A 22298-nucleotide genomic window follows, 5' to 3' on the forward strand; every position below is an offset into this window, starting at 1 on the left:
TTCTAACTGTTGTTAATATTAGATAGTTTATTAGTTTTTATATGCGAAATGAAGCATAAAAGGAGAAGGTATAATGAAATTTTATGAAGAAATATCAAAGTATTATGATTATATTTTCCCTACTGGGAAGGCACAAATTAAGTTTTTAAGTAAATTTATTGGGGAACCATCGAAAGATGTATTGGACATTGCTTGTGGAACTGGGGGATATTCTATAGAATTAGCAAAACTAGGTCACAAGCTAACAGCAGTGGATTTAGATGAAAAGATGATAGAAGAGCTAAAAAATAAAGCCGTTGAAGGAAACTTGCAAATAAATGCATTCTGCGAAAATATGCTAGAATTAAGTGATAACATAAAGTCTCAATATGATTTAGCTTTCTGTATAGGGAATTCTTTGGTTCATTTAGATAGAGAAAAGGAAATTCAAAGCTTTTTAAAAGATATGAAAGTTCTGTTAAGGAAACGCGGAAAACTTGTAATTCAAATAATTAATTATGACAGAGTGTTATCTCAAAATATTACGTCACTTCCTACCATAGAAAATCAGGAAGTGGGATTAACCTTTCAACGTATCTATAAATATGATGAAAATTTAAATAAAGTTTTATTTAAAACTATTCTACAAGTAGAAGGACAGAAACTAGAAAATGAAATTCCACTATATCCATTGTTATCTGAAGACCTGATAAAGATTTTAAATTCTGTTGGGTTTAAAGAAGTTAGCCTATATGGAGATTTTAAGGAGAACAAATTCAACAAAGATGATTCATATGCTTTAGTTATTGTTGCATCATAATAAGAAAATTAACAAATAAAAAGCAGCTAAGTTATTAATTAAATAATTTAGCTGCTTTTTTATCTTTATAGCTTGTCTTAATAAGCTATATTATTTTTTTATTTCTTGTTTTCCGCTTATTGAAGAAGTAGCATCCATTTTGAAGCCAGCTTTTGCTTCTTCATTTGCAAAGTAAACATTTCCTTCAATTTTAGCATCTACTAATTGGAAATCTTTAGTTTCAACATAAAGATCACCCTTGAAAGTTCCGCTTTGAATTCTAGCATTTGGGCTCTTTATAGTTAATTTTGGAGCTGTTAAAGTAAATCTATCTGTTACTTTTTTGTCAGCATCTTGAGTGTAAAGAGCTATTTTTCTTTGAATAACATCTTTACCATCTTTATCTTTTTTACCATTCTTGAATTCGCCATCTAATACTAGATCTTTAGTTGAAGTGATATCGTTTAATGAAGCGATAATCCAAGTTCCTTCTTTTCCTAAAGCTTTTTCAAATGCTTCAGTTTCCTTTACTATTGAAGCTGTTGTTACTACGTCAGCTTTCTTATCAGTAGCTGCAGGTTGAGTTTGTTGAGTAGCTGGTGCTGGTGTTTTAGCTTCTTCTTTAGCTCCACATCCAACAAGTACTGTAGTAGCCATTACTATAGATAATAAAATAGCTTTTGCTTTCATGTTTTAAGTCCCCCTAAAAATATGTATTTTATTTCACAAGCTTAGTATAGCATAAATTTCACAAAAAACAATAACAAAATTAAAGAATTTTACATAAAAGAGGTTTATGTAAAATTTGTAAATTATATATATGTATAAACCATAGATAAATTGTCATAAATTCTGTAAAATTAATAAAGTGTAAATTTGGTTATAGATATATAGAATTAAAGTTTTTCCTTGATTAACAGTTGTTTCAGTATGGTATAATAAAGGAATTAGAAAACAGAAAAATGATGAATAATCTATTGTGACTTATTGGTTTAAATTGAGCTACATTTATAAATTCAAAATAATTTTATATAGTATTATTAAAACAGAACTAAATAAAACTTTGACAATAAATGTTGGGTTTTTATAAAGATTTAATAAAAATGATAATGAGGCTTTTCACACAATAGATAAAATGATATGTAAAAATTCATGTGGTTTATTAAGGAGAATGTATGGTAACAGAAGATATGTTATTACAAATATTTACTGAAGAAACTAGTGGTAAAAATCATATAAAAGGTCAAAGAATCCTTAATAATGAGCTGGTTTCATCAGTAGATATTATTGCAGATGAAGATTTAATTTGTATAACTGGTAATGTGATTTCAGAAAATCTTTTTAATGAGTATAGCACAAAAATTGAGATGAATGGAAGAAGTAAGAATTTCATATCAACAGGTTGTACTTGTGCTGATTTTGAGAAAAATGGATATAAAAGTAGCAATTATTGTTGTAAACATTTAGTTGCCACCTTCTTTAGTTCTATAGACAATTTAGTTAAGCATCCTTTATTGAGCCATGAAGAGGAGACAAAGAACCTTGCTTATAAGCATAAAGGAAATATATTGTCTATGCTTTTAGGGGATGAGGAAGACAAAGAAGAGATTAAAATAGAAGTTTACATAAATAAAAGTCAGTGGGATGATGAACTAACAGCTGAGTTTAAAGTGGGCTTCAGATCTATGGGTTCTAGCGAGTTATATGTAATGAGAGATATTAATCAGTTTTTATTAGCTTGCGATAATAGTTTTCCAGTGACATATAGTAAAAATTTTAACTTTTATAGGGATAACCATAAACTTAGCCCAAAGGATAAGAAGCTTATAGATTTTATTAAAATGCTAAAAACCATTGAAGGAAACGGTAAATATGGAAATAGAGATAGAAAACCTGTAGTGGAGGGGAAGTACATTAATATTCCTAACTATCTAGTAAGAGAATTTTTCAACACAATAAGAATGCACAGGGTTTATTTAAATGAAGGTTTTTTCAGTAGAACTACAGAAACTGAAATTCTATTAGAAGCTCCTTTTATAGATTTTGATATAAAAACAATCAAGACTAACTATGTTCTTAAATCTCCAGGAGGTATGCCTAAGGTCTTAGGCATAAATGATGATGTTTTTCTATATGGAACTACAATATATCTTCCTAATTATGAGTTTTGTTATAAAATTAAACCTTACCTTCAAGTATTTAGTGATGATAAGGTAATATCTATTGATATGGCAGAGGAGGATACCATCTTAAGAAAATTAATTCCAAATCTTAATATGCTATCACCTAAAGTTACTTTAGCAAAGTCTGTAAGAGATAAAATTGTCATGGGAAGTTGTTGTTTTAAATTTTACTTTGATCAGAGGCGAAAAGATATCACCGTAACTTTGAAGGTTAAATATGAAACTTATGAGTTTAATATATTAGAAGATTTTACGGAAAAAGTAATATATAGAGATCATAAAAGCGAAGCACAAGTTATTGGAACTATTAAAAGGCTAGGATTTGAGGAGATAAGAGGAAAGTTTTATTTTAGAAGAGGTGAAGATTACATATTCAACTTTTTTAAAAGTGAGGTGCACAAGCTTCAAGAAATAGGAGAGGTTTACTATTCTGAAAATTTCAAAGGTATAAAATCAATTGGAACAAAAGGAATAAACGCAGTTATAAGCTCAGGAAAGCATAACTACTTTGAGATGGACTTTCAAATTGGAAATGTGGATTCAAAAGAAACTACTAAAATTCTTAGAGCTTTTAGAGATAACCTTAAATACTACAAATTAAAAACTGGAGAATACTTAGACTTAGAAGAATTAGAAATGAATAAGTTTTTAAAATTGTTAGATAGCTTATCAGAAGATAATATAGAGAACAATAAATTAGAGATTACTAAAAATAAAGCACTTTATTTGGAAACTTATTTAGAAGAAAATTCTATTAGATATATAAAAGGAAAATCAAAATTAAAGGAAATAACAGAGAAAATAAAAAAAATTGATAAATTAGAGTTTAAGGAAGTTACAGACTTAAAGGGAACCTTAAGAGAGTATCAAAAGGTAGGATATAATTGGCTCAAGACTTTAGAATACTTAGGTTTTGGGGGAATTTTAGGAGATGAAATGGGGCTAGGGAAAACTTTCCAAACCATTGCATACGTGGCCTCTTGTAAAAAAACTAAAGCTTTAATTATTACACCAACATCCTTGGTGTACAATTGGGTGGAGGAGTTTGAAAAATTCGCTCCGAACTGCAAAGTTGTTGCTATAAGTGGAACAAAAGGTGAAAGAGAGCTGATAATTGAAAACTTAGAGCAGTTTGATGTTGCTATAACTAGCTATAATCTTTTAAAGAGAGATTTGCAGTCCTACAATAAAATAGAATTTTATAATGTAATACTAGATGAAGCTCAAAATATAAAAAATGCCAATTCTCAAAATGCCAGGGCTGTTAAGGAAATCAAAGGGAAGAATAGATTTGCGCTGACAGGGACACCTATTGAAAATTCCCTTATGGAATTATGGTCTATATTCGATTTTGTTATGCCAGGATACTTATATGATGAAAAGCGATTTAGTGTGAGATATCATAAAAAACTTAAAGAAGGACCTGAGATTTTAGAAGAACTAAGAAAACTAGTTAACCCCTTCATACTAAGACGAAGAAAAAGTGATGTTATTAAGGAGTTGCCTGAAAAGATAGAGAAAACCATTAGGGTTAGTTTAAATGAAGAGCAAAAAAAAATTTATAAAGTTTATGCTGGGTATGCCATGGAATTAATTGAAAAGAAAGTAAGAAATGAAGAATTTGAAACTAGTAAAATTGAAATACTTTCGTACATTACTAAGCTAAGACAAATCTGTCTTGATCCCAAGGTACTGATGAGTGATTATACGGGAGAAAGTGGAAAGGTAGAGGCCTTGGTTGAATTACTTCACAAGAGTATAGGAGGAGGACATAGAGTACTGGTGTTTTCGCAATTCACCTCTGTATTAAAAAATATTGGGTCAAGGATATCTAGCGAAGGTATAACTTATAGCTATTTAGATGGGGCAGTACCCTTAGAAAAAAGAATGGATATGGTAAAAAACTTTAATGAGGGAGAAAATTCTGTATTCCTTATAAGTTTAAAGGCTGGAGGTACAGGGCTAAATTTAACTTCAGCAGATATAGTAATTCATTTTGATCCTTGGTGGAATCCTGCTGTAGAAGACCAAGCTACGGATAGAGCACATAGAATAGGGCAAGAGAATGTGGTAGAGGTGATAAAAATCATAGCAAAAGGTACTATTGAGGAAAAAATTCTTCAGCTTCAGGAGGAGAAGAAAAAATTAATATCTGAACTTATGGGAGATGAGTTTTCAAGTGGAGAAGGGTTTTCTGCTTTAAGTGAAGGAGAGATTTTAGAGCTGTTCCAGGTACAAAGCAAATAAGAAGCATAGCCACTAAAAGGGCTATGCTTTTATTTTAAACTATTTATTTAGCTACATTTCCAGCAACATTTACTGCATCCCAAGTTCTAGCAAAGGGAGGAGCATAGCATAAATCTAACATTCCAAGTTGTTCAGTAGTCATGTTATTAAATATGGCTGTTGCTATTACATCTACTCTTAATACGGCATCATCTTTACCTATAATCTGTCCACCTAGAATTACTTTGGTATTCGGATCATAAATTAGTTTTATATAGAGGTCACATTGACCAGGATAATAGCTAGTTTGATTTTTTTCTTCGATGAAAATAGTTTTATAGGGAATATTATTTTTAATAGCTTCATTTTCAGATATACCTGTCCGTGCAGCTTCTAAATCCATAACCTTAATAGCTCCAGAGCCTAAAGTTCCTTGAAAATAGTTTTTTTTGCCAGCTAGGTTTTCACCTACAATTCTTCCAATCTTGTTAGCAGTAGTTGCAAGAGGAATGTAAATGTTATCCTTCCTAACTAAGTGATATACACTAGCACAATCTCCAGCAGCATAAATATCTTTTATGTTAGTTTCACCATAATTATCTATAATTAAAGCACCATTTCTAAGCATTTCAAAGCCTACATCCTTAAGAAAAGCAGTGTTTGGTCTAACTCCAGTGCAAATTATTACCAAATCAGCGGAATAACTTCCTTTATCAGTTACAACTTCACGTACCTTACCCTCACCTTCTAATTGCTTTACCATTTCTTTAAGGTGTAAGTCTACACCGTGATTAATTAGTGCTTCTTCCATAATATCTGTAATTTCCTTATCGAAGGAATCAGGAAGTACCCTAGCATCTAGTTGAATTAAGCGGCAGTTCTTTCCTAATTTTTTCATAGCTTCTGCAGCTTCTATTCCAATATATCCAGCACCAATTATTACTACATTTTTAACTTCTTCCTTTTTAAGTTGTTCTTTTATAGCTATGCCATCCTCAAACTCTTTCAAAGTAAACACGTTTTCAAGGTTAACATTTTCAATTGGGGGGATAACAGGACTAGCTCCAGTGGCAATCATTAATCTATCAAAATTATCTTGAAATTCCTTACCAGTGTTCAGGTCTACAACTTTTAAAGTTTTATTATTCACATCAATATTTAACACTTCATGTTTTATATTAACTTCTATGCCATTTTCCTTGAATTCTTCCTTGGTTCTAGCTATCATCACTTCAGGATCTGTGAAAAAATCCCCTAGAAAGTATGGAAGACCACATGCGCCCCATGAAACCACTTCAGTTCTTTCATAAACTATTATATCAGCATTCTTATTAATTCGTTTTGCTTTTGCAGCTGCACTCATTCCAGCAGCAACTCCACCTATTATAACAATTCTCATAGTTAAGCCTCCTTCTTATGTGTTAATAGTAAATTAAATACAAGGATAATTTTACCTTAAAGTTACCTTTTTAACCAGGTTTTAATTAATAATTAAAGTAAACTTGACAAATGTAGATAATTATTTTATTTCAGCATGTTCTATGCCTTTAGTGTCAATTTTGTAATTGCCTCTATCCGATTGTTTTTTTATAAACCCTTTTTTAATTAAATCTTCAAGACATAGTTTTAAAGTTCTAATGTGTTCTTTGTTATCAGAAAGATTAAGAGCTAATCTAATTTTAGTTAGACTTTGTGGTGATGAGTCTCTGCTTTCATAAAGATAGTTTAAAACCTTGTCCTCAGTTTCTTTTATAGTAATTTTCATAGAAGTCCTCCTTATAAGTGTATTTATTCATGGTACATAATTATACTACATAATTTACCAATTACAAAGTGCAATATAAATATAACTTTACCAAAGAAGAAAAATTTATTAAACTATATATGAAATTTGTAAATAATAAGTTTATAACAAAGAACTATGAATTCTAATAATAGACAAAGGTGTGGTATTTATGAACCCCCATTCGTTACTTCAAAATGTAATATTTTTAGATATAGAAACTACGGGAATAGATCCTTATAAGGATAGAATAATAGAAATAGGTGCAGTAAAGGTTAAAGATAATGAAGTAATTAAATTTAATATTTTAGTGAATCCAGAAAGAGAAGTGCCCTTAAATATATTTGATTTATGTAAAGGAATAAGAATAGAGGATCTTGAGAACTCTTGTACCATAGATGTGGCAATGAAAAAGTTACTAGGATTCATTGAAGATTTCCCATTAGTGTGTCACAATGCAACCTTTGAAAAGAGTTTTTTAAAGGTTGAAAATGAGTTTTTGGACTCTATGGAACTTGTAGCGATTCTTTATCCTGAACTACCAGAATTCAGTCTTCAATATCTGATGAAGAAGTTTTTGCCTTATCCTAAAGAAGAAAATCACAGGGCATTAAGTGACGCAGAAGAAACCATGGAGGTTTTAAACTGTGTATTAAGCAAGCTTTATATAGAGAATGGTTATGCACTTCCAATGAGCATTTTAGAATTGGAGAACTGGAAGTGGTATAAATACTTAACTAACTTAAAAGCTGAATATGTTGATCGTTTTGTTAAGAGTAAACCAAAGGTCAGCTCCAAGGTAATTTCAAAACAATATATAAATTTTGCTTTAAAGGACTATGAAAAGCTCTTTGCAAATTTGGATATATGGAGGAGAAGTGGTAAAGCTTATACTGAGAGACCTGAGCAAATACAAGGATCAAAGCATATGAGGAGAGGACTTCAGGAAGGCAATATCACCATAATGGAGGCTCCAACGGGCTTAGGTAAAAGCTTGGCGTATATATTGCCCTCAGCAATATATACTTATTTAAATAGAGATAAAGATGAAGAGAAAGTGGTAATTTCAACTAATACCAAGGGTTTGCAAGCTCAGTTAGTTGAAAAGGATATCCCAAATCTTCTAGAAGCTTTAAATTTAAGTCAAGAGGTTAAACATACTTTGATAAAAGGAAAGGGAAATTATTTTTGCCTAGAGAGATTTTTAGAAATAGAATACCCTAAAGACATTAATACTCTACTTGGATATATTTATATTAAAAGATATATAAGAGAAAAGGGATTAGGGGATATTGAACTAATAAACTTTGCAATAAGAAAAGCTTTTAACTTGGAATCCTTAATTCTGCAGTGCAATTGTGATGGAGAATTTTGTGATGTGAATACTTGTAGGTTTAAAGAAGAATGCTATTATGCAGGGAAAGTCAAGGAACTTAAAGAAGCCCAACTGGTGGTGGTAAATCATTCTCTTTTATTAAAATGGCCTTATAAAGGGATTCTTCCAATAAAAAATATAGTAGTAGATGAAGCACACAATCTTTCAAAGGAGGCTTTTGATGCTTTTGAAAATACTTTAGTGTCAGATGAATTGGTAAGGTATTTAGAAGAGGTCTATGATAAAGAAAATAAAACGGGATATTTGTTTTATCTTATTAAAAAAGGTAATGTTAAAAGTTTGCCTATGGAGGACATAGAGAGAAACCTTAAAGTTTGCTATAAAAGCATATACATGGTAAAGGAGAGTTTTGAAAGACACATAGCCCAGTTCAATATTTATATGGAATATAACCTAAAAGAACAATTGGAAGTTAATGATTATAAATACAGAGAGATAAATAGTTGTTTGGGACAGCTTAAAGAAAATTTAATTACTTTAAATATATATTTAGATAAAGCAATAGGACTTTTGAAAGAGATTTCCAATCTTGAACGAGATAAAAGATTAAAGATTTTAGTGGAAAAAGTAGAAGGAATTAATGGATACATTTCTCTAGTAGAAGATATGATAGATCAAAAAAAGAAAGATTACTGCTACTACTTTGAAGTAGAACGGAATATAAAGTGGTGGAAAATATCAAGTATTCCTTTGGATGTATCTAGGATTTTTTATGATAAGGTTTTAAGTGAAGTGAGAAGTTGCTCTTTTATCTCAGCAACATTAGCTACTGACAGAGGATATGGTAGATTTAGGGCAACCCTAGGTATTGATATAGCAAAATCTCAAAATAAAAAAATAATAGAAGTTGAGCCTGTGAAACCTGTGTTTAACTACAGTAAAAGAAGTGCTATTTATGCACCAGATATTTTATGCGGAGAGGAAATGGAAGCTTTTATCCCTAAGATGAAGGAATTTGTTTTACAACTATTAAAGAATACACAAGGAAATATATTAATACTTTTTACAAGCAAAAAAAGACTGAACGCATTTAAACGGGAAGCAGGCATTGAACTTAATAATTTGGGCATAAGGATATTACAAAATAAAAGGGAAATTGAGAAACTTAAAGCTAGAGATCATAGATATATTTTTCTTGGATCAAAAGGTTTTTTTGAAGGTGTAGATATTCCAGGAGATGTGATGACTAATGTGATATTAGATAAGTTGCCCAATATAAATAGTAATGAACCCTTTTTTCAAGCACTGATAGAAAGTGAGATAAACAAAGGCAAAACTTATTGGCAAGCCTATGAAAATATTAATTTTCCAATTGTGTCCATTGACTTAAAACAAATTTATGGAAGATTAATAAGAACAGAATATGATTATGGTGCTTTATTCATTTTAGATAAATTTAACAATAGTAGCACTAAAAATACTACAGTTAACAAAGTGGAGAAACTTCTTCATGGAGTTCCTATTATTAGGGGAGACTTAAAGAATACCTTTAGAGATTTAAGAATTAAAACACTCCGATGGAAGACTATGAATTTATTCAAAATTTTAGGAGAAGTTAAGGATGAATTAAAAGAGGAAATTAGGTTAAGCAAATGTAAAAATGAGTTAAACAACATAAAACATATTGAGAAATATTTTGAATCATATTTAAGCAGAGAGTATGAAAAAAGGAAACTATTTTGGGATGTAAACATTGAGTTGGAAGACGAGGTTAAAATAAGAATTAATGGAGAGTATATTGATTTAGGAAACAATAAGGAAAAGATATTTAAGTATTTTAAGGATGTACTTTAGAAGGAAGCTTTATTAGAATAAAGCTTCTTTTTTGTATAAAAGAAAGTTTATTTTTATAAAGTTATCAGATTTTTATAAAGAACGAGTAAAAAAAACAAAAACATTAGAGGGGTAGAAAAAGTTTTCAGGTAATTAATAAAAATTAGAGGCAAGGATTATATTTTTGTTGAACAAAACAATATAACTTATCATAAAATATATAAAACCTTTGATTTGGCTAGGACTTATATTATTTGGTCATTTATGGATTCATTAATATATTTTATATATCATTCTGAAGGTTTATTAGAGGTAGGTGATAGTGTAATGTTTAACATAGGTGAAAAACCCTTTGGGCTGTGTCTGAAAAACACAAGAGAATCAGAGGAACAAATTGGGATTACTCCAGAAGAAGCTGAGAAGTATTATTTTGACGAAAACTATCAAACTTATTTTGTAGAGTACGTAGGAGATTTGCCAAGTGAAATTAACAATGTGGATTTCGCTCATCTTTTTAGTACAAACCGGTTTTTTGCGATTCTATTTGTTAAAAAAGGAATGATAAGCGAAGTTCTTAAGAGGTTTCCTCAAATTATAAATCTGGAAAGAAGTGCTCCTTTTACACTATTTGATTTATATGAAGATGGTAATGTTGCTGATGTAGTGATTAATAGAGGTGATACTACTTTAGATGGTACTGGTGTTATTGTAGCCATAGTGGGTACTGGAATAGATTACCTAAACCCAAGATTCATGAATTCTGATAATACTACACGAATAATTACAATCTGGGATCAATCCATTAATGAAGGAAATACTCCACCAGGTCTTGTGTTTGGGACTCAATTTACTAGAGAAAACATAAATGAAGCCATCAAAGCTAGTGAGAGTGGCCAAAATCCTTATGAAGTTGTAAGTCATAAAGATGAGACTGGATATGGAACTGCGATAGCAGGTATAGTTGGGGGAAGAAATTTAAGGGACATGGATATTATAACTAGCTTTGCACCAAACTGTGAATTTATTATTGTAAAACTTAAACCAATAAAAAAGAGCAATGCTGAACTTTGGGGAATAGAGGACTATGAAAACAGTATTTATGATAGCAATGATATAGTAGCAGCTTTTAGGTATCTTGATGAAATACAGCAAAGGCTTAGAAGACCATTAGTGGTATATTCAGCAACAGGAACCAACTTAGGTGGTCATGATGGTGGTGCAATAGCAGAGAGGTATATAGATAGCATCACAAACAATAGGAATTTCACTTTTGTTACAAGTACAGGAAATCAAGGGGATAGACCAATACATTTAAGAGGTTCCTTTTCAGAAAGTGATACTAGAAAGGAAGTTCAACTTCAAGTTGGTGAAGAACAAAAAAATTTAAATTTTTTCTTGTATGTTATAGCGCCCGATCAGGTATCTATAGGAATTATTTCACCAACTGGAGAAAAGGTAGAGAAGGTTAATATTCAGCCTATAAATGGTCAAGAAATAAGCCTTTCACTAGGAGAGAGCAGAATTACTATACAGTATTTTACAGAAAGGAAAGGACCTGGGGTCAATAGATTAGATCAAAGATTAGATTTTTTTATAAGAAATGCTGTAGGAGGAATTTGGACAATTATTATTTTTGGAGAATATCTTTTTAATGGAGAATATGATTTGTGGTTAGAACAAAAGCAATTTTTAAAAGAAGGTACTGGGTTCATAGGTGCAATACCAAATACAACCTTAATGACACCGGCTACTTCCCAAAATATAATTGTTTGTGCATCATATAATCAGTTAGAGGGGAAAGTGTTTCCTGAGTCAGGTAAAGGATTTACTAGAGATGGAAGAATCGTACCTACAATTGCAATACCAGGAAAAACCATCAGAACTATAGGAGTAAACAATAAATCTATGGTGGTAAGTGGCACGGCAGTAGCAGGAGCTATTCTTACTGGAATAGTAACCCTTATGTATCAATGGGGAATAATTCTTGGTAATGATATAAATATATACTATTCTAAGATAAAAAGTTATCTCATCTCAGCAGCAGAGAGAGAGGAAGGGCAAGTTTATCCAAATATTGAAACAGGATTTGGAGTTCTTAATATAAAGAGGTTATTTGAAATTTTAAACCAGGTATCTAGTGAAGAGAGAAGAAAGAGGGAAGTAGCAAGTAAAAAGGTTAAGGGGAGTTTGAAAGGCTTATTTATTTCCATACCAAAAGAACTTTGCAGAAGATTAAAAGACAAAATAATTAATGATTAATATTTTAAAATGAACAAATAAAAGCTTCTCTAAAGCCTAAATAGAGAAGCTTTTTAAACTATAATAAGTGTTAAGAAATTACATATAAACTATACGATTTCAAGTATAAGAAATGGTTTAAGTAAACTAACTGTTATATCTGTAAAGAAATTTATTAAAGTATTCTTCGTCTATATTCATATCTCCTAGGACACCATGCTTTGTATCTCCAGAAAAAATTCCGTGAAAATCTGAACCGCAGGTAATGAGTAAATTATTATATCTGCATAGACTTACGAGTTCATCAGTTTCTCTTTTGAAATTTTGAAAGTAAACAGCTTCTAATCCATCAAAACCAAAGTTTAAAAATTCTTTAATAGGACTTTTTTTAATTAGTTTTGGATGGGCCAAAATAACAATACAATCATATCTTTTAAGAAAAGCAATGCCTTCAGGTATAGAAATCTTCTTATTTTCTACGTAAGCAGGACTATTTTTACTAATAAACTTATCAAAAATATAATTCCATTCATAGTTATAACCAGCTTCTATTATTGCTTGAGCTAAATGAGGTCTTGCAACTACACCTTCACCAAGTTCTAAAACCCTATTTAAATCAACCTTTAAATCAAAGTATTTTTCTAAGTTTTGAACCATTAAAGTTGCTCTTTCTAGACGAGATTTTTTTAAAGAGGAAAGATAGGTTAATAGTTCTGAATCTTTATATCCTTCACCTTTAAAATATCCTAAAATGTGGACACTTTCTCCATTGTGTAGACAACTTAGCTCAATACCAGGAATAATAGTTACACCTAGTTCTTTACCTCTATTTAAAGCTTCTTCAATGCCTTCAGTAGTATCATGATCAGTTATGGCTAGAAGTTTTACTGATTTTTCCTTTGCAAGTTCTACTACTTGAGAAGGAGAGAGACGACCATCAGAGGCGGTAGTATGACAGTGAAATTCTGCTCTTACATTCATTAGAACACATCCTTTAATACTCTTTTGAATTCATCAATACTTACAGCGCCTACCACTTTTTTTTCACCATTAATTATAAAAGTAGGCATACTATTTATACCGTATTTCTCAGCTTCTAACTTAATGTTTTTAAGCCGTTGTTTGTAATGTTTTTCCGCTATACTCTTATGAAGCGCATCTAAGTCTAGATTGCACTTTAAAGCCACCTCATCTATAACTTCCATATTACCAATATCTTTGCATTCTGAAAAATAAGCTTTAAACATTAGTTCATGAAACTTATGGTAAGTTCCCATATCTCTTGCATACTCACTAGCTTGTATTGCAAGGTTAGAATTTGACAGTTTAGTAAAATTACCAAATTCAATTTCATATGGATTTCCATTAGCATTTAGCATTTTATACATTCTTTGAAGATCCATATTAGGGAATACCTCAGATAAATCTTCTCCAAAAGGAGGAACCTCAGGATGTAGTTCAAAACTATACCAGGTATCTTCAATATTATAGTAGTTTTTTAACTCCGCAACTATACCTGTTGCTATATAACAAAAGGGTCAAATAAAGTCTGAGAATATTTTCATATTATATTTCATTTAAGGTCATTCCTTTCGATGTTTAATTACTATTAATTGAATAAACAATAACACTTTAAATCCAAGAAAACAATATAAAATAAGTACTCTTAATATATATTTAAAGGATTTACTATGGCTGAAAGGAATATTCCAGGAATAATTAATAAATTGAAATGCTTCTAAGTTTTAAAGAGTTTATAAGCTAATTATTTATTGCAAAGCAATCAATTGTTTTTCCATCAACAGATATAACTTTAATGCTTAAGGATGTATTATTTACATCAACTATCAGAAAGTGATTTACTGCCTTAGGTTTAACTATGACTCCTTTTTTATCCTTATATTTATTTTAAAGCTTTTCACCACCATCACCAGTTATAATTTGGAAGATTTTAAATCATAATGTACATTGATGAAAGTTATTAAAATTCGCAATTTGAATTTTCTTATATAAAATAATAAAAACATTTATAAAGAAATTTATGTCGAAAAATGATATAATATAAACCTGATTCAAAAAAATCTCTGTAGAATATTATCAAAGTTAAATATATAAGAAAAATGGGGGAACTATGGTGAGTAATAGATTTTTACCAATGAGTAAGGAAGATATATTGGAAAGAGGTTGGGAGCAACTGGACTTTATCTTAGTAACTGGTGATGCCTACGTGGATCATCACAGTTTTGGAGCTGCAATAATTTCGAGAGTTTTAGAGAATGAAGGATATAAGGTTGGTATAATTGCTCAACCTAGCTGGAAGGACACAGAAGATTTTAAAAAGTTAGGAGCACCAAGATTAGGATTTCTAGTTAACTCGGGTAACATGGATTCTATGGTAAATCATTATACTGTTAGCAAGAAGTTAAGAGATAAAGATATGTATTCACCTGGTGGACAGATGGGTTTAAGGCCAGATAGAGCAACTATTGTATATTGTAATAAAATTCGAGAAGCCTTTAAAGGTGTTCCCCTTATAATAGGGGGAATAGAAGCCAGTTTAAGACGTTTTGCTCACTATGATTTTTGGAGTGACAAGGTTCGAAAATCTATGCTAGTTGATAGTGGAGCAGATCTATTGATCTATGGAATGAGTGAAAAACAAGTTGTAGAGGTAGCTAAAAGGTTAAGTGAAGGTGAACCTATAAAGCAAATTACTAATATACCAGGTACTTGCTATATAGCAGAAAACTTGGATGAAGTTGAAAACTATATGGAAATACCTTCTTATAAAGAAGTTTGTAAAGAAAAAATAAAATATGCACAGGCTTTTAAAATACAGTATGATGAGCAAGACCCAGTTAGGGGCAAGACCGTTGTTCAAAAACATACTAGTGGATATTTAGTTCAAAACAAACCTGAATTACCGCTTACCAGAGAAGAACTGGATAAGGTATATGCTTTGCCCTATGAAAAAAACTATCATCCTGAATATGAGGAGTTAGGTGGAATACCAGCTATTGAAGAAGTGAAATTTAGTATAGTTAGTTCGAGAGGATGTTTTGGAAGTTGTGCCTTTTGTGCTATAACCTTCCATCAGGGGAGAATTGTGCAAAGTAGAAGCCAAGATTCAATTGTAGAAGAAGCGAAAGAAATTACAAAGTTTAAAGAGTTTAAAGGATATATTCATGATGTGGGAGGTCCCACAGCAAACTTTAGATATCCTGCATGTAAAAAGCAATTAAAGGTTGGTGCTTGCAAGGATAAACAATGTTTGTATCCAAGCCCCTGTAAGAATTTAGATGTGGATCATATTGAGTATCTTGAAATCCTTAAGAATGTAAGAGAATTACCGGGAATTAAAAAGGTATTTGTAAGATCAGGGTTAAGATATGATTATATGATGGCAGATAATAAAGATACATTTTTTAAAGAGCTTATTAAATATCATGTAAGTGGAAAATTAAAGGTTGCACCAGAACACGTTTCTCCTGTGGTTCTAAAATTTATGGGTAAGCCAGCAGGAAAAACTTATGATAAGTTTATGGATAAGTTTTATAAAATAAATTGCGAAATGGGTAAGAAGCAGTATATTGTCCCTTATTTAATGTCTAGTCATCCAGGATGCACTGTAAAAGATGCTGTAGAGCTAGCAGAGTATTTGAGAGATATTAAATATCAGCCGGAGCAAGTTCAGGATTTTTATCCAACACCAGGAACACTTTCTACCACAATGTTTTATACGGGGTTAGATCCTTTGACTTTGGAGGAGGTTCATATCCCTAAGACTAGGCATGAGAAGGCAATGCAAAGAGCCCTGCTTCAGTATAAGGACCCAATGAAATATGATTTAGTGTATTCTGCGTTAGTTGAAGCAGGAAGAGAAGATCTAATCGGATTTGGGCCTAATTGTTTAATTAAGCCAAGAGCAAAGAAAGATGGAGTTAAAAGAGAGGGTAATAAAGATAGTTTAAGAAATATAAGAAACTGTGAAAAAAATCAAACCTCATGTAAAAGTGAATATGGCAAAGAGAAGGGTAAATTAAAAGGATCTAAAGATAAAACCACAAATAATAAAACAAAAGCAGGAAATAAAAAAGAAAAAAGTTTCATTAAAGAAGGCTTAGGGAAAAAAAGCAATAGACCAAGTAAGCATATTGAAGGAAGAAAGGTTACGAGAAGATAATTAGAAGTTGTTTTTGATAAATTTAGACAAGCTTTATTATAGTACAAATAAGGGTCTTCTCACATTGCATTTTTATGCATTATGAGACAGACCCTTTAAAATCTTAAAAATCTTTTTATTAAGTTTTTGTTTAAACCGAAAATGGATAAATTAAATCTTACTAAATTAAAATTATTTTACGAAAACTTTATTTATGCCAGTAGAACCGCTTAAATAAAGCATATTAGGATAATATATGTCGAAGGTAAGAATATCTCCAACCTTTAAATTTTCACTGCAATTTTCAATATCAATAATAAGATGGTCGCTACTACTGCCTATTACCTCTATACCTTTAGTTCGTGGAAGTAAGCTGTGTTGAAAAGCAAAATCCTGCTTACCAACAGCTAATAATGCTCTTTTACGAATACCTCTATCTTCATAGGTTGGTTTATTACCAAAAGCATCTATAAAAATTTCACCTACTGGATGTGAGGGTTTTTGCTTTATCTCCACTATTTCTGCTTTTAATAGGAAGGCATCTTTATGGAATTTACTCATGTCATATTGCCAAAAATCATCTAAATCTCTGGCATTTAAAATTCCTTCCCCAAGTCGTAAGTTATTTACTCTTTTGGGCATTTTACCATCCATTATAACTGTTAAAGAAGAAGTGGCACCACCAGAGATTATGTCTAGTTTTCTATTTATTTTTGATTCAATAGTTTCAGCAATACTACATAGTTTTCCTAGATTTATTTCTGTTGGCTTAATCGACCCGTAACAACCTAAGTTTGTACCAATACCATAAAGCTTAACGTCTTTAAGGTGATTTTCTACATAAAGTGCTAGCTGAACTATTTCATCTTCATTAAATAAACCTTCTCTTAAATCGCCTAAATCTACCATAAGTATTACCTTGTGAGTTTTATTCTGCAATTCACATTGCCTTTGAATTTTATTGAGAGTTTCTAATTCAGAATTTAAGCTTATGTCCACATATTTAACCAAATTTTCTATTTCACTTAGCATAGGAACACGAATAAGCATCATAGGAATGTTATAACCTTGCTGCCTTAATTTGATTATTTGATCCATTCTTGAGTGAGCTATATACTGGCACCCAGCTTTTATAAATTCTTCTACCACTGGTGGTAGTGCATTAAAGCCTTTAACAACACCAGCAACATTAATACCTACAGAATTACATAAATCCACAGTATATTTTGCATTCTCATAAACTTTTGTAAGATTTACTTCTAATAGTGGATAACTTGTACTAGACTCGATTTCTTTTTCTTTTAACAATTCTTTTGAAGCTACTTGAAACATACTTAATCCCCCTTGAGTTAACATACTTAATCCCCTCTGATGAGTATATTATAAGAAAATTCAAACACTACATCTCCATCCATATTAAATAAAATAATACCAACCAAAAGTTGGACTAAGGTATCTATGAGGAATATATTAGAGTTCTGGTTATTTAAGTCTAAAGAAATGTAACTATAACAGAAGCTTTTATTATCAAGAGGTCAACGTGTTTGGACTCTGAAGGCTTCAAATTATAAAAATAAAAAACCATAAACTTGAAAATAAGTTTATGGTTGAGGAAAGTTATAATTTAGAAAAATCCTTGAATCAAGTGTGAAGGCTATAAAGTTTAATATGCCTTTTTAGGCATTAATAAAATAAACTCATAATTATTAGGTATCTTTAGAGTTTATTAATTTTTTTATTAACTTTGATAGCTTATACAATCCTTGCTGCAATTCCTCTATGGGAGCATAGGAATAAGAAATTCTTAGAGAATAATTAAAATTGGAGTCATATATATAACCTGGATATAACAAAATTCCTATTCTGCAAGCCTCATTAAAAAGTTTATACATTCCTATTTTGTATTTTAGTGTAACCCACACATAATATCCTCCTGAAGGAATATTCCAAGTAGCTATTTCAGAAAAGTACTTTTGTAAAACCTCAAGGGTTACTTGCCTTCTCAGAGAAAGCTGTTTTCTTAAGGTTTCTATATGGTCAAAATATAGACCTGTTTCTATCCATTTAGCTACAGTGAGTTGGGATAGGGAGCTAGAACCATAGTCCGTTTGCATTTTAATATCACTTAATCTTTCAATAACTGGTTCAGGACCAACAATCCATCCAATTCTTAATCCAGGGCTTAAGGTTTTTGAAACACTTCCCACATATAGAACAAGCCCTGTTTTGTCTATACTTTTTATTGGTTTAGGTGGTGGGGTGTCAATCCATAATTCTCTATACACATCATCTTCAATAATTGGGAGCTTTTCTTTTTGACATACTTTCATTAACTCCTGTCTTCTGTTTTGTGACATAACAGTTCCAGTTGGGTTTTGGAAGTTTGGTATGGTATATAAAATGGAAGAATTATTTTTCTTTTTATACTCTGGAATTAGTGAAGCTTTAATTCCTTCCTCATCAATTGGAATGCCACTCCTCCTCATACCTAAGGATTGAAATGTTTGGAGAGAATACATGTAGGAAGGGTCCTCTAAAAATACTGTGGCTCCTTGCTGTAACAACCCTATAGTAATTAGTTGAATTGCTTGAAGAGCACCAGAAACGATTAATATAGAAGATGCAGGCGCTTTAATGCCAAAAGTATTCAAATACTTACTAATTTGTTCTCTAAGATATAACATGCCTTTAGGGCCTTCATAACCTAAGTTTTTCATTGATTTAGTAACTTCATTTAAAACTACAGACATTTTCTCTTGTGGAAACATTTCAGGAGAAGCTTCTCCTGTACTTAATCTAATATAGTCACTTTTGAATTCTAAGTCGTTAATTTGCTTAATAGTCTTAAAATTAGGCATATGAATGCCTTCCTCTATGTAAGATTGCCAATTGGGCTGTATATTATTTAAAAGTTGAGATATATTATTTATTATTTTTGTACCACCTTTACCATTTCCCTCTAGCAGACCTTCAGCCTTTAATTCATCTAAAGCTGAAACTAAAGTGCTTCTATTTACATTAAAAAGCTTTGATAACTCACGTTGAGGAGGAATAACAAACCCCACAGGCCATTCGGCGGTACTAATTTTAAATTTGATGTAATCGGCTATTTGTAAGTAAAGTGCTTTTGAAGAGGCTTTATTAGGTTTCCAGTCTAAATTTAACATAATTTATCAAATTCTCCTTATCGAAATAAAATAAATTTTACAGAAAAATTCATACACTAATTGTAATGAATATATTTAGTAAATACAATGAGTAAATAATATGATGAGATGTAACTATGAAAACCAATTTAAAAATATCATCTTTAAACCCTATAGACAATATTCTAGTATAACTATAAATTATCAGTGTTATAATGTATTAGAAAAAATAGAATATTGCACTAATGTAATAATGTGGTATAATTGTAAGAGAATATTACTGAAAGGGGTATATGTTATGATACCAGCAAATTGCTAATTAAAATTAATTTTTTCAAAAGTTAATGATTATTTTTAAGAGGGCCTTATGTCATAACATATGGTTAGGATTATTTATAGTGCTCTTTTAAGATGTTGGCAATTTGGAGGATAACTTATACTACTAAACTATTAAAATTAAATTATAATTTCGATAAAGAATGTTCCTAAAAATTCTTAGAAATACCTAGGAATATTCATTGGATTTATCTTATTATAAGAGTTTTATGAATTGTTTTAGACTATAAGGAGATTTGTCTTCTTATAGTCTTTTTACTTATTAATTAGTTAAAAAGTAAAGAATTAGTTAGCGATTATATTTTATGAAAATGTTGAAATGAGGGATTTTGTTATGATGGAATTATCATTTAATAATGTAATGAAGTATCTAGATGCTACTTTAGTACTTAAAGATATATCTTTTAATATATATGATAATGAAAGAGTAGGAATAGTTGGGGTAAATGGTAGCGGGAAAACCACAATTTTAAAGATAATTGCTGGTGTTGAGCCTATGACAAGAGATGATAAGGGCTGTATTTCTATGCCTAGAGGAAAGACCGTAGGATATCTTCAGCAGGTTCCAATATTTCTTGAAAATGTTAAAGTAGAAGAAGTTTTAAATTTGGCTTTCAAAGAAATTGAAGGACTTGAGGCACAGATGAAATTGATGGAAGAACAAATGAAGGATTTAGAAGAGATAGACTTGGAAAAGGCCTTAAAGAGGTATGGAGAAATACAACAACAATATGAAATTAAAGGAGGATATGAAAAGAATGAGAAGCTTAGCAAGGTATGTAGTGGGTTAAATTTTAGCCCAAGCTTTCTTAGTAAAGATTTTGATATACTCAGCGGAGGAGAAAAAACTATTGTAATGCTGGGAAAAATCCTATTAGAAAATCCTGATATATTGCTTTTAGATGAACCTACAAACCATCTTGATATGGAGTCAATTGAATGGCTAGAAAGCTTCCTAAAAACCTATAGAGGAATAGTTATTATAGTATCTCATGATAGATACTTTTTAGATAATGTAACAACAAAAATTATTGAGATAGAAGATATGGAGTGTGAAACTTATAAAGGAAATTATTCGGAGTTTGTAAAACAAAAGGAAGAAAATATGCTTTTACAATTCCAACAATTTAAAGAACAGCAAAAACAAATTAAAGCAATGGAAAAGGCCATAAAAGAATTAAGAGATTGGGCTATAAGAGCTGATAATAATAAATTCTTCAAAAGGGCTGCTAGTATACAAATTAGATTAGATAAAATGCAAAAAATTCAAAAGCCTAGGCTTGAAAATGAGACAATGAAACTGAATTTTAAAGAAACAGGTAGATCAGGAAATGAGGTTATTGTAGCTAAGGCCATGTCAAAAAGATACAAAGACAAAGAACTTTTCACAAATCTAGACTTACTAGTTAGCTATGGAGAAAGAACTGCACTTATTGGGGCAAATGGAAGCGGTAAAACTACATTTTTAAAGATAGTTCTTGGTGAGGAGGTTAGCGATGAGGGTTCAGTGAAAATTGGAGAAAGTGTAAAATTAGCATATTTACCACAAAATATCCAGTTTAGCAATGAAGAATTAACAGTTGTCGAATGTTTCAGAGAAGATGTTATGATCCTTGAGGGGAAGGCTAGGGAATATTTATCAAAGTTTATGTTCTATGGCTCCAGTGTCTTCAAAAAGGTAAAGCATTTATCTGGAGGTGAAAAAGTTAGACTAAAGTTAAGTAAACTTTTGTATGAAGACATAAATTTCCTAATCCTAGATGAGCCCACAAATCATCTGGATATTGAATCTATAGAAGCTCTGGAAGCAGCATTAGAAGATTTTAAAGGAACCATATTATTTATATCCCATGATAGGTATTTTATAAATAAAATGGCTAACAGAATAATTGCAGTAGAGAATAAGCAGTTTAAAAACTACATTGGAAACTATGAATATTACAAAAATGAAAAGAATAAATTAAGAGTTCAGGTAACTGAGCAGCAAAAAATAGTTAAGGAAAAACCACAAAAAGTAAGGGTAATAGACGAAACAAAAAAACGAGAAAAGGAAATATGGAAATTAGAAGACACAATAGCGGATTTAGAGGCAGAAATTAAAGATATGGATGATAAAATGAACTTAGCTGCAGAAGATTACACTGAATTAAATAAGTTGTTTATTAAAAAGAGTGAATTGAAAAATAAATTAGATGAAGCCATTGAAATTTGGATTACTTATAATGATGAAAATAAAGAAAGCAATAACTAAACTTAACTGATTTAATCAATATGTTT

Annotated in this window: 13 protein-coding genes; 6 read left to right on the forward strand and 7 right to left on the reverse strand. The window is 30.7% G+C overall.

The window, feature by feature from the left end; all coding sequences use genetic code 11:
• Positions 1-73 precede the first annotated feature (73 nt).
• Positions 74-799, forward strand: a complete 726-nt coding sequence (locus C661_RS0119030) for a class I SAM-dependent methyltransferase (RefSeq protein WP_017416931.1) — start codon at positions 74-76, stop codon at positions 797-799.
• A gap of 90 nt (positions 800-889) precedes the next feature.
• On the opposite strand, the gene C661_RS0119035 is transcribed toward C661_RS0119030, so the two are convergent.
• Positions 890-1468 carry a hypothetical protein gene (locus C661_RS0119035; protein WP_017416932.1) on the reverse strand — a complete coding sequence of 193 codons (579 nt, stop codon included), beginning with the start codon at positions 1466-1468 and terminating at the stop codon, positions 890-892.
• Between the two features lie 485 nt (positions 1469-1953).
• Here C661_RS0119035 and C661_RS0119040 point away from each other — a divergent pair, with 485 nt between their 5' ends.
• The gene (locus tag C661_RS0119040) at positions 1954-5208 is read left to right on the forward strand and encodes a DEAD/DEAH box helicase (protein ID WP_017416933.1); all 3255 of its coding nucleotides are present in this window, start codon (positions 1954-1956) and stop codon (positions 5206-5208) included.
• A 43-nt stretch (positions 5209-5251) separates the two neighbouring features.
• On the opposite strand, the gene C661_RS0119045 is transcribed toward C661_RS0119040, so the two are convergent.
• Together C661_RS0119045 and C661_RS0119050 are read right to left on the reverse strand one after the other, a co-directional pair.
• Complete coding sequence (locus C661_RS0119045) at positions 5252-6586, reverse strand: CoA-disulfide reductase (protein WP_017416934.1); 1335 nt, start codon at positions 6584-6586, stop codon at positions 5252-5254.
• 120 nt (positions 6587-6706) lie between these two features.
• Positions 6707-6952, reverse strand: a complete 246-nt coding sequence (locus C661_RS0119050; RefSeq protein WP_017416935.1) for a hypothetical protein — start codon at positions 6950-6952, stop codon at positions 6707-6709.
• 190 nt (positions 6953-7142) lie between these two features.
• On the opposite strand from C661_RS0119050, the gene C661_RS0119055 reads away from it, so the two are divergent.
• Together C661_RS0119055 and C661_RS0119060 are read left to right on the forward strand one after the other, a co-directional pair.
• The gene (locus C661_RS0119055) at positions 7143-10160 is read left to right on the forward strand and encodes an exonuclease domain-containing protein (protein ID WP_017416936.1); all 3018 of its coding nucleotides are present in this window, start codon (positions 7143-7145) and stop codon (positions 10158-10160) included.
• A 243-nt stretch (positions 10161-10403) separates the two neighbouring features.
• The gene (locus C661_RS0119060; protein WP_100218839.1) at positions 10404-12398 is read left to right on the forward strand and encodes a S8 family peptidase; all 1995 of its coding nucleotides are present in this window, start codon (positions 10404-10406) and stop codon (positions 12396-12398) included.
• A gap of 126 nt (positions 12399-12524) precedes the next feature.
• Here the strand turns inward: C661_RS0119060 and C661_RS0119065 are convergent, their stop codons facing one another.
• Positions 12525-13358: a PHP domain-containing protein gene (locus tag C661_RS0119065; RefSeq protein ID WP_017416938.1), complete on the reverse strand. Its 834-nt coding sequence runs from the start codon at positions 13356-13358 to the stop codon at positions 12525-12527.
• The gene (locus tag C661_RS0119070) at positions 13358-13903 is read right to left on the reverse strand and encodes a DsbA family oxidoreductase (RefSeq protein WP_083861721.1); all 546 of its coding nucleotides are present in this window, start codon (positions 13901-13903) and stop codon (positions 13358-13360) included. Before C661_RS0119070 ends, C661_RS0119065 begins: the two co-directional genes overlap by 1 nt.
• Positions 13904-14508: 605 nt before the next feature.
• On the opposite strand from C661_RS0119070, the gene C661_RS0119075 reads away from it, so the two are divergent.
• Positions 14509-16560 (forward strand): YgiQ family radical SAM protein, encoded by a 2052-nt coding sequence (locus C661_RS0119075; protein WP_017416940.1) that lies wholly within the window; start codon positions 14509-14511, stop codon positions 16558-16560.
• A 171-nt stretch (positions 16561-16731) separates the two neighbouring features.
• Here the strand turns inward: C661_RS0119075 and C661_RS0119080 are convergent, their stop codons facing one another.
• Both C661_RS0119080 and C661_RS0119085 read right to left on the reverse strand, forming a co-directional pair.
• On the reverse strand, positions 16732-17871 hold the full coding sequence (locus tag C661_RS0119080; RefSeq protein ID WP_050551849.1) for an alanine/ornithine racemase family PLP-dependent enzyme: 1140 nt from the start codon (positions 17869-17871) through the stop codon (positions 16732-16734).
• 374 nt (positions 17872-18245) lie between these two features.
• Positions 18246-19706: an aminotransferase-like domain-containing protein gene (locus tag C661_RS0119085; protein WP_017416942.1), complete on the reverse strand. Its 1461-nt coding sequence runs from the start codon at positions 19704-19706 to the stop codon at positions 18246-18248.
• Positions 19707-20355: 649 nt separating this feature from the next.
• Here C661_RS0119085 and abc-f point away from each other — a divergent pair.
• Positions 20356-22272 carry a ribosomal protection-like ABC-F family protein gene (gene abc-f, locus C661_RS0119090; RefSeq protein ID WP_017416943.1) on the forward strand — a complete coding sequence of 639 codons (1917 nt, stop codon included), beginning with the start codon at positions 20356-20358 and terminating at the stop codon, positions 22270-22272.
• Positions 22273-22298 lie beyond the last annotated feature (26 nt).

This window comes from Clostridium tunisiense TJ, assembly GCF_000300195.1.
GTDB lineage: Bacteria > Bacillota > Clostridia > Clostridiales > Clostridiaceae > Clostridium_J > Clostridium_J tunisiense.

Coding starts and splice junctions, on each gene's coding strand:
- C661_RS0119030 (WP_017416931.1), top strand. CDS start 74: ATGAAATTTTATGAAGAAATATCAAAGTATTATGATTATATTTTCCCT.
- C661_RS0119035 (WP_017416932.1), bottom strand. CDS start 1,468: ATGAAAGCAAAAGCTATTTTATTATCTATAGTAATGGCTACTACAGTA.
- C661_RS0119040 (WP_017416933.1), top strand. CDS start 1,954: ATGGTAACAGAAGATATGTTATTACAAATATTTACTGAAGAAACTAGT.
- C661_RS0119045 (WP_017416934.1), bottom strand. CDS start 6,586: ATGAGAATTGTTATAATAGGTGGAGTTGCTGCTGGAATGAGTGCAGCT.
- C661_RS0119050 (WP_017416935.1), bottom strand. CDS start 6,952: ATGAAAATTACTATAAAAGAAACTGAGGACAAGGTTTTAAACTATCTT.
- C661_RS0119055 (WP_017416936.1), top strand. CDS start 7,143: ATGAACCCCCATTCGTTACTTCAAAATGTAATATTTTTAGATATAGAA.
- C661_RS0119060 (WP_100218839.1), top strand. CDS start 10,404: ATGGATTCATTAATATATTTTATATATCATTCTGAAGGTTTATTAGAG.
- C661_RS0119065 (WP_017416938.1), bottom strand. CDS start 13,358: ATGAATGTAAGAGCAGAATTTCACTGTCATACTACCGCCTCTGATGGT.
- C661_RS0119075 (WP_017416940.1), top strand. CDS start 14,509: ATGGTGAGTAATAGATTTTTACCAATGAGTAAGGAAGATATATTGGAA.
- C661_RS0119080 (WP_050551849.1), bottom strand. CDS start 17,871: ATGTTTCAAGTAGCTTCAAAAGAATTGTTAAAAGAAAAAGAAATCGAG.
- C661_RS0119085 (WP_017416942.1), bottom strand. CDS start 19,706: ATGTTAAATTTAGACTGGAAACCTAATAAAGCCTCTTCAAAAGCACTT.
- abc-f (WP_017416943.1), top strand. CDS start 20,356: ATGATGGAATTATCATTTAATAATGTAATGAAGTATCTAGATGCTACT.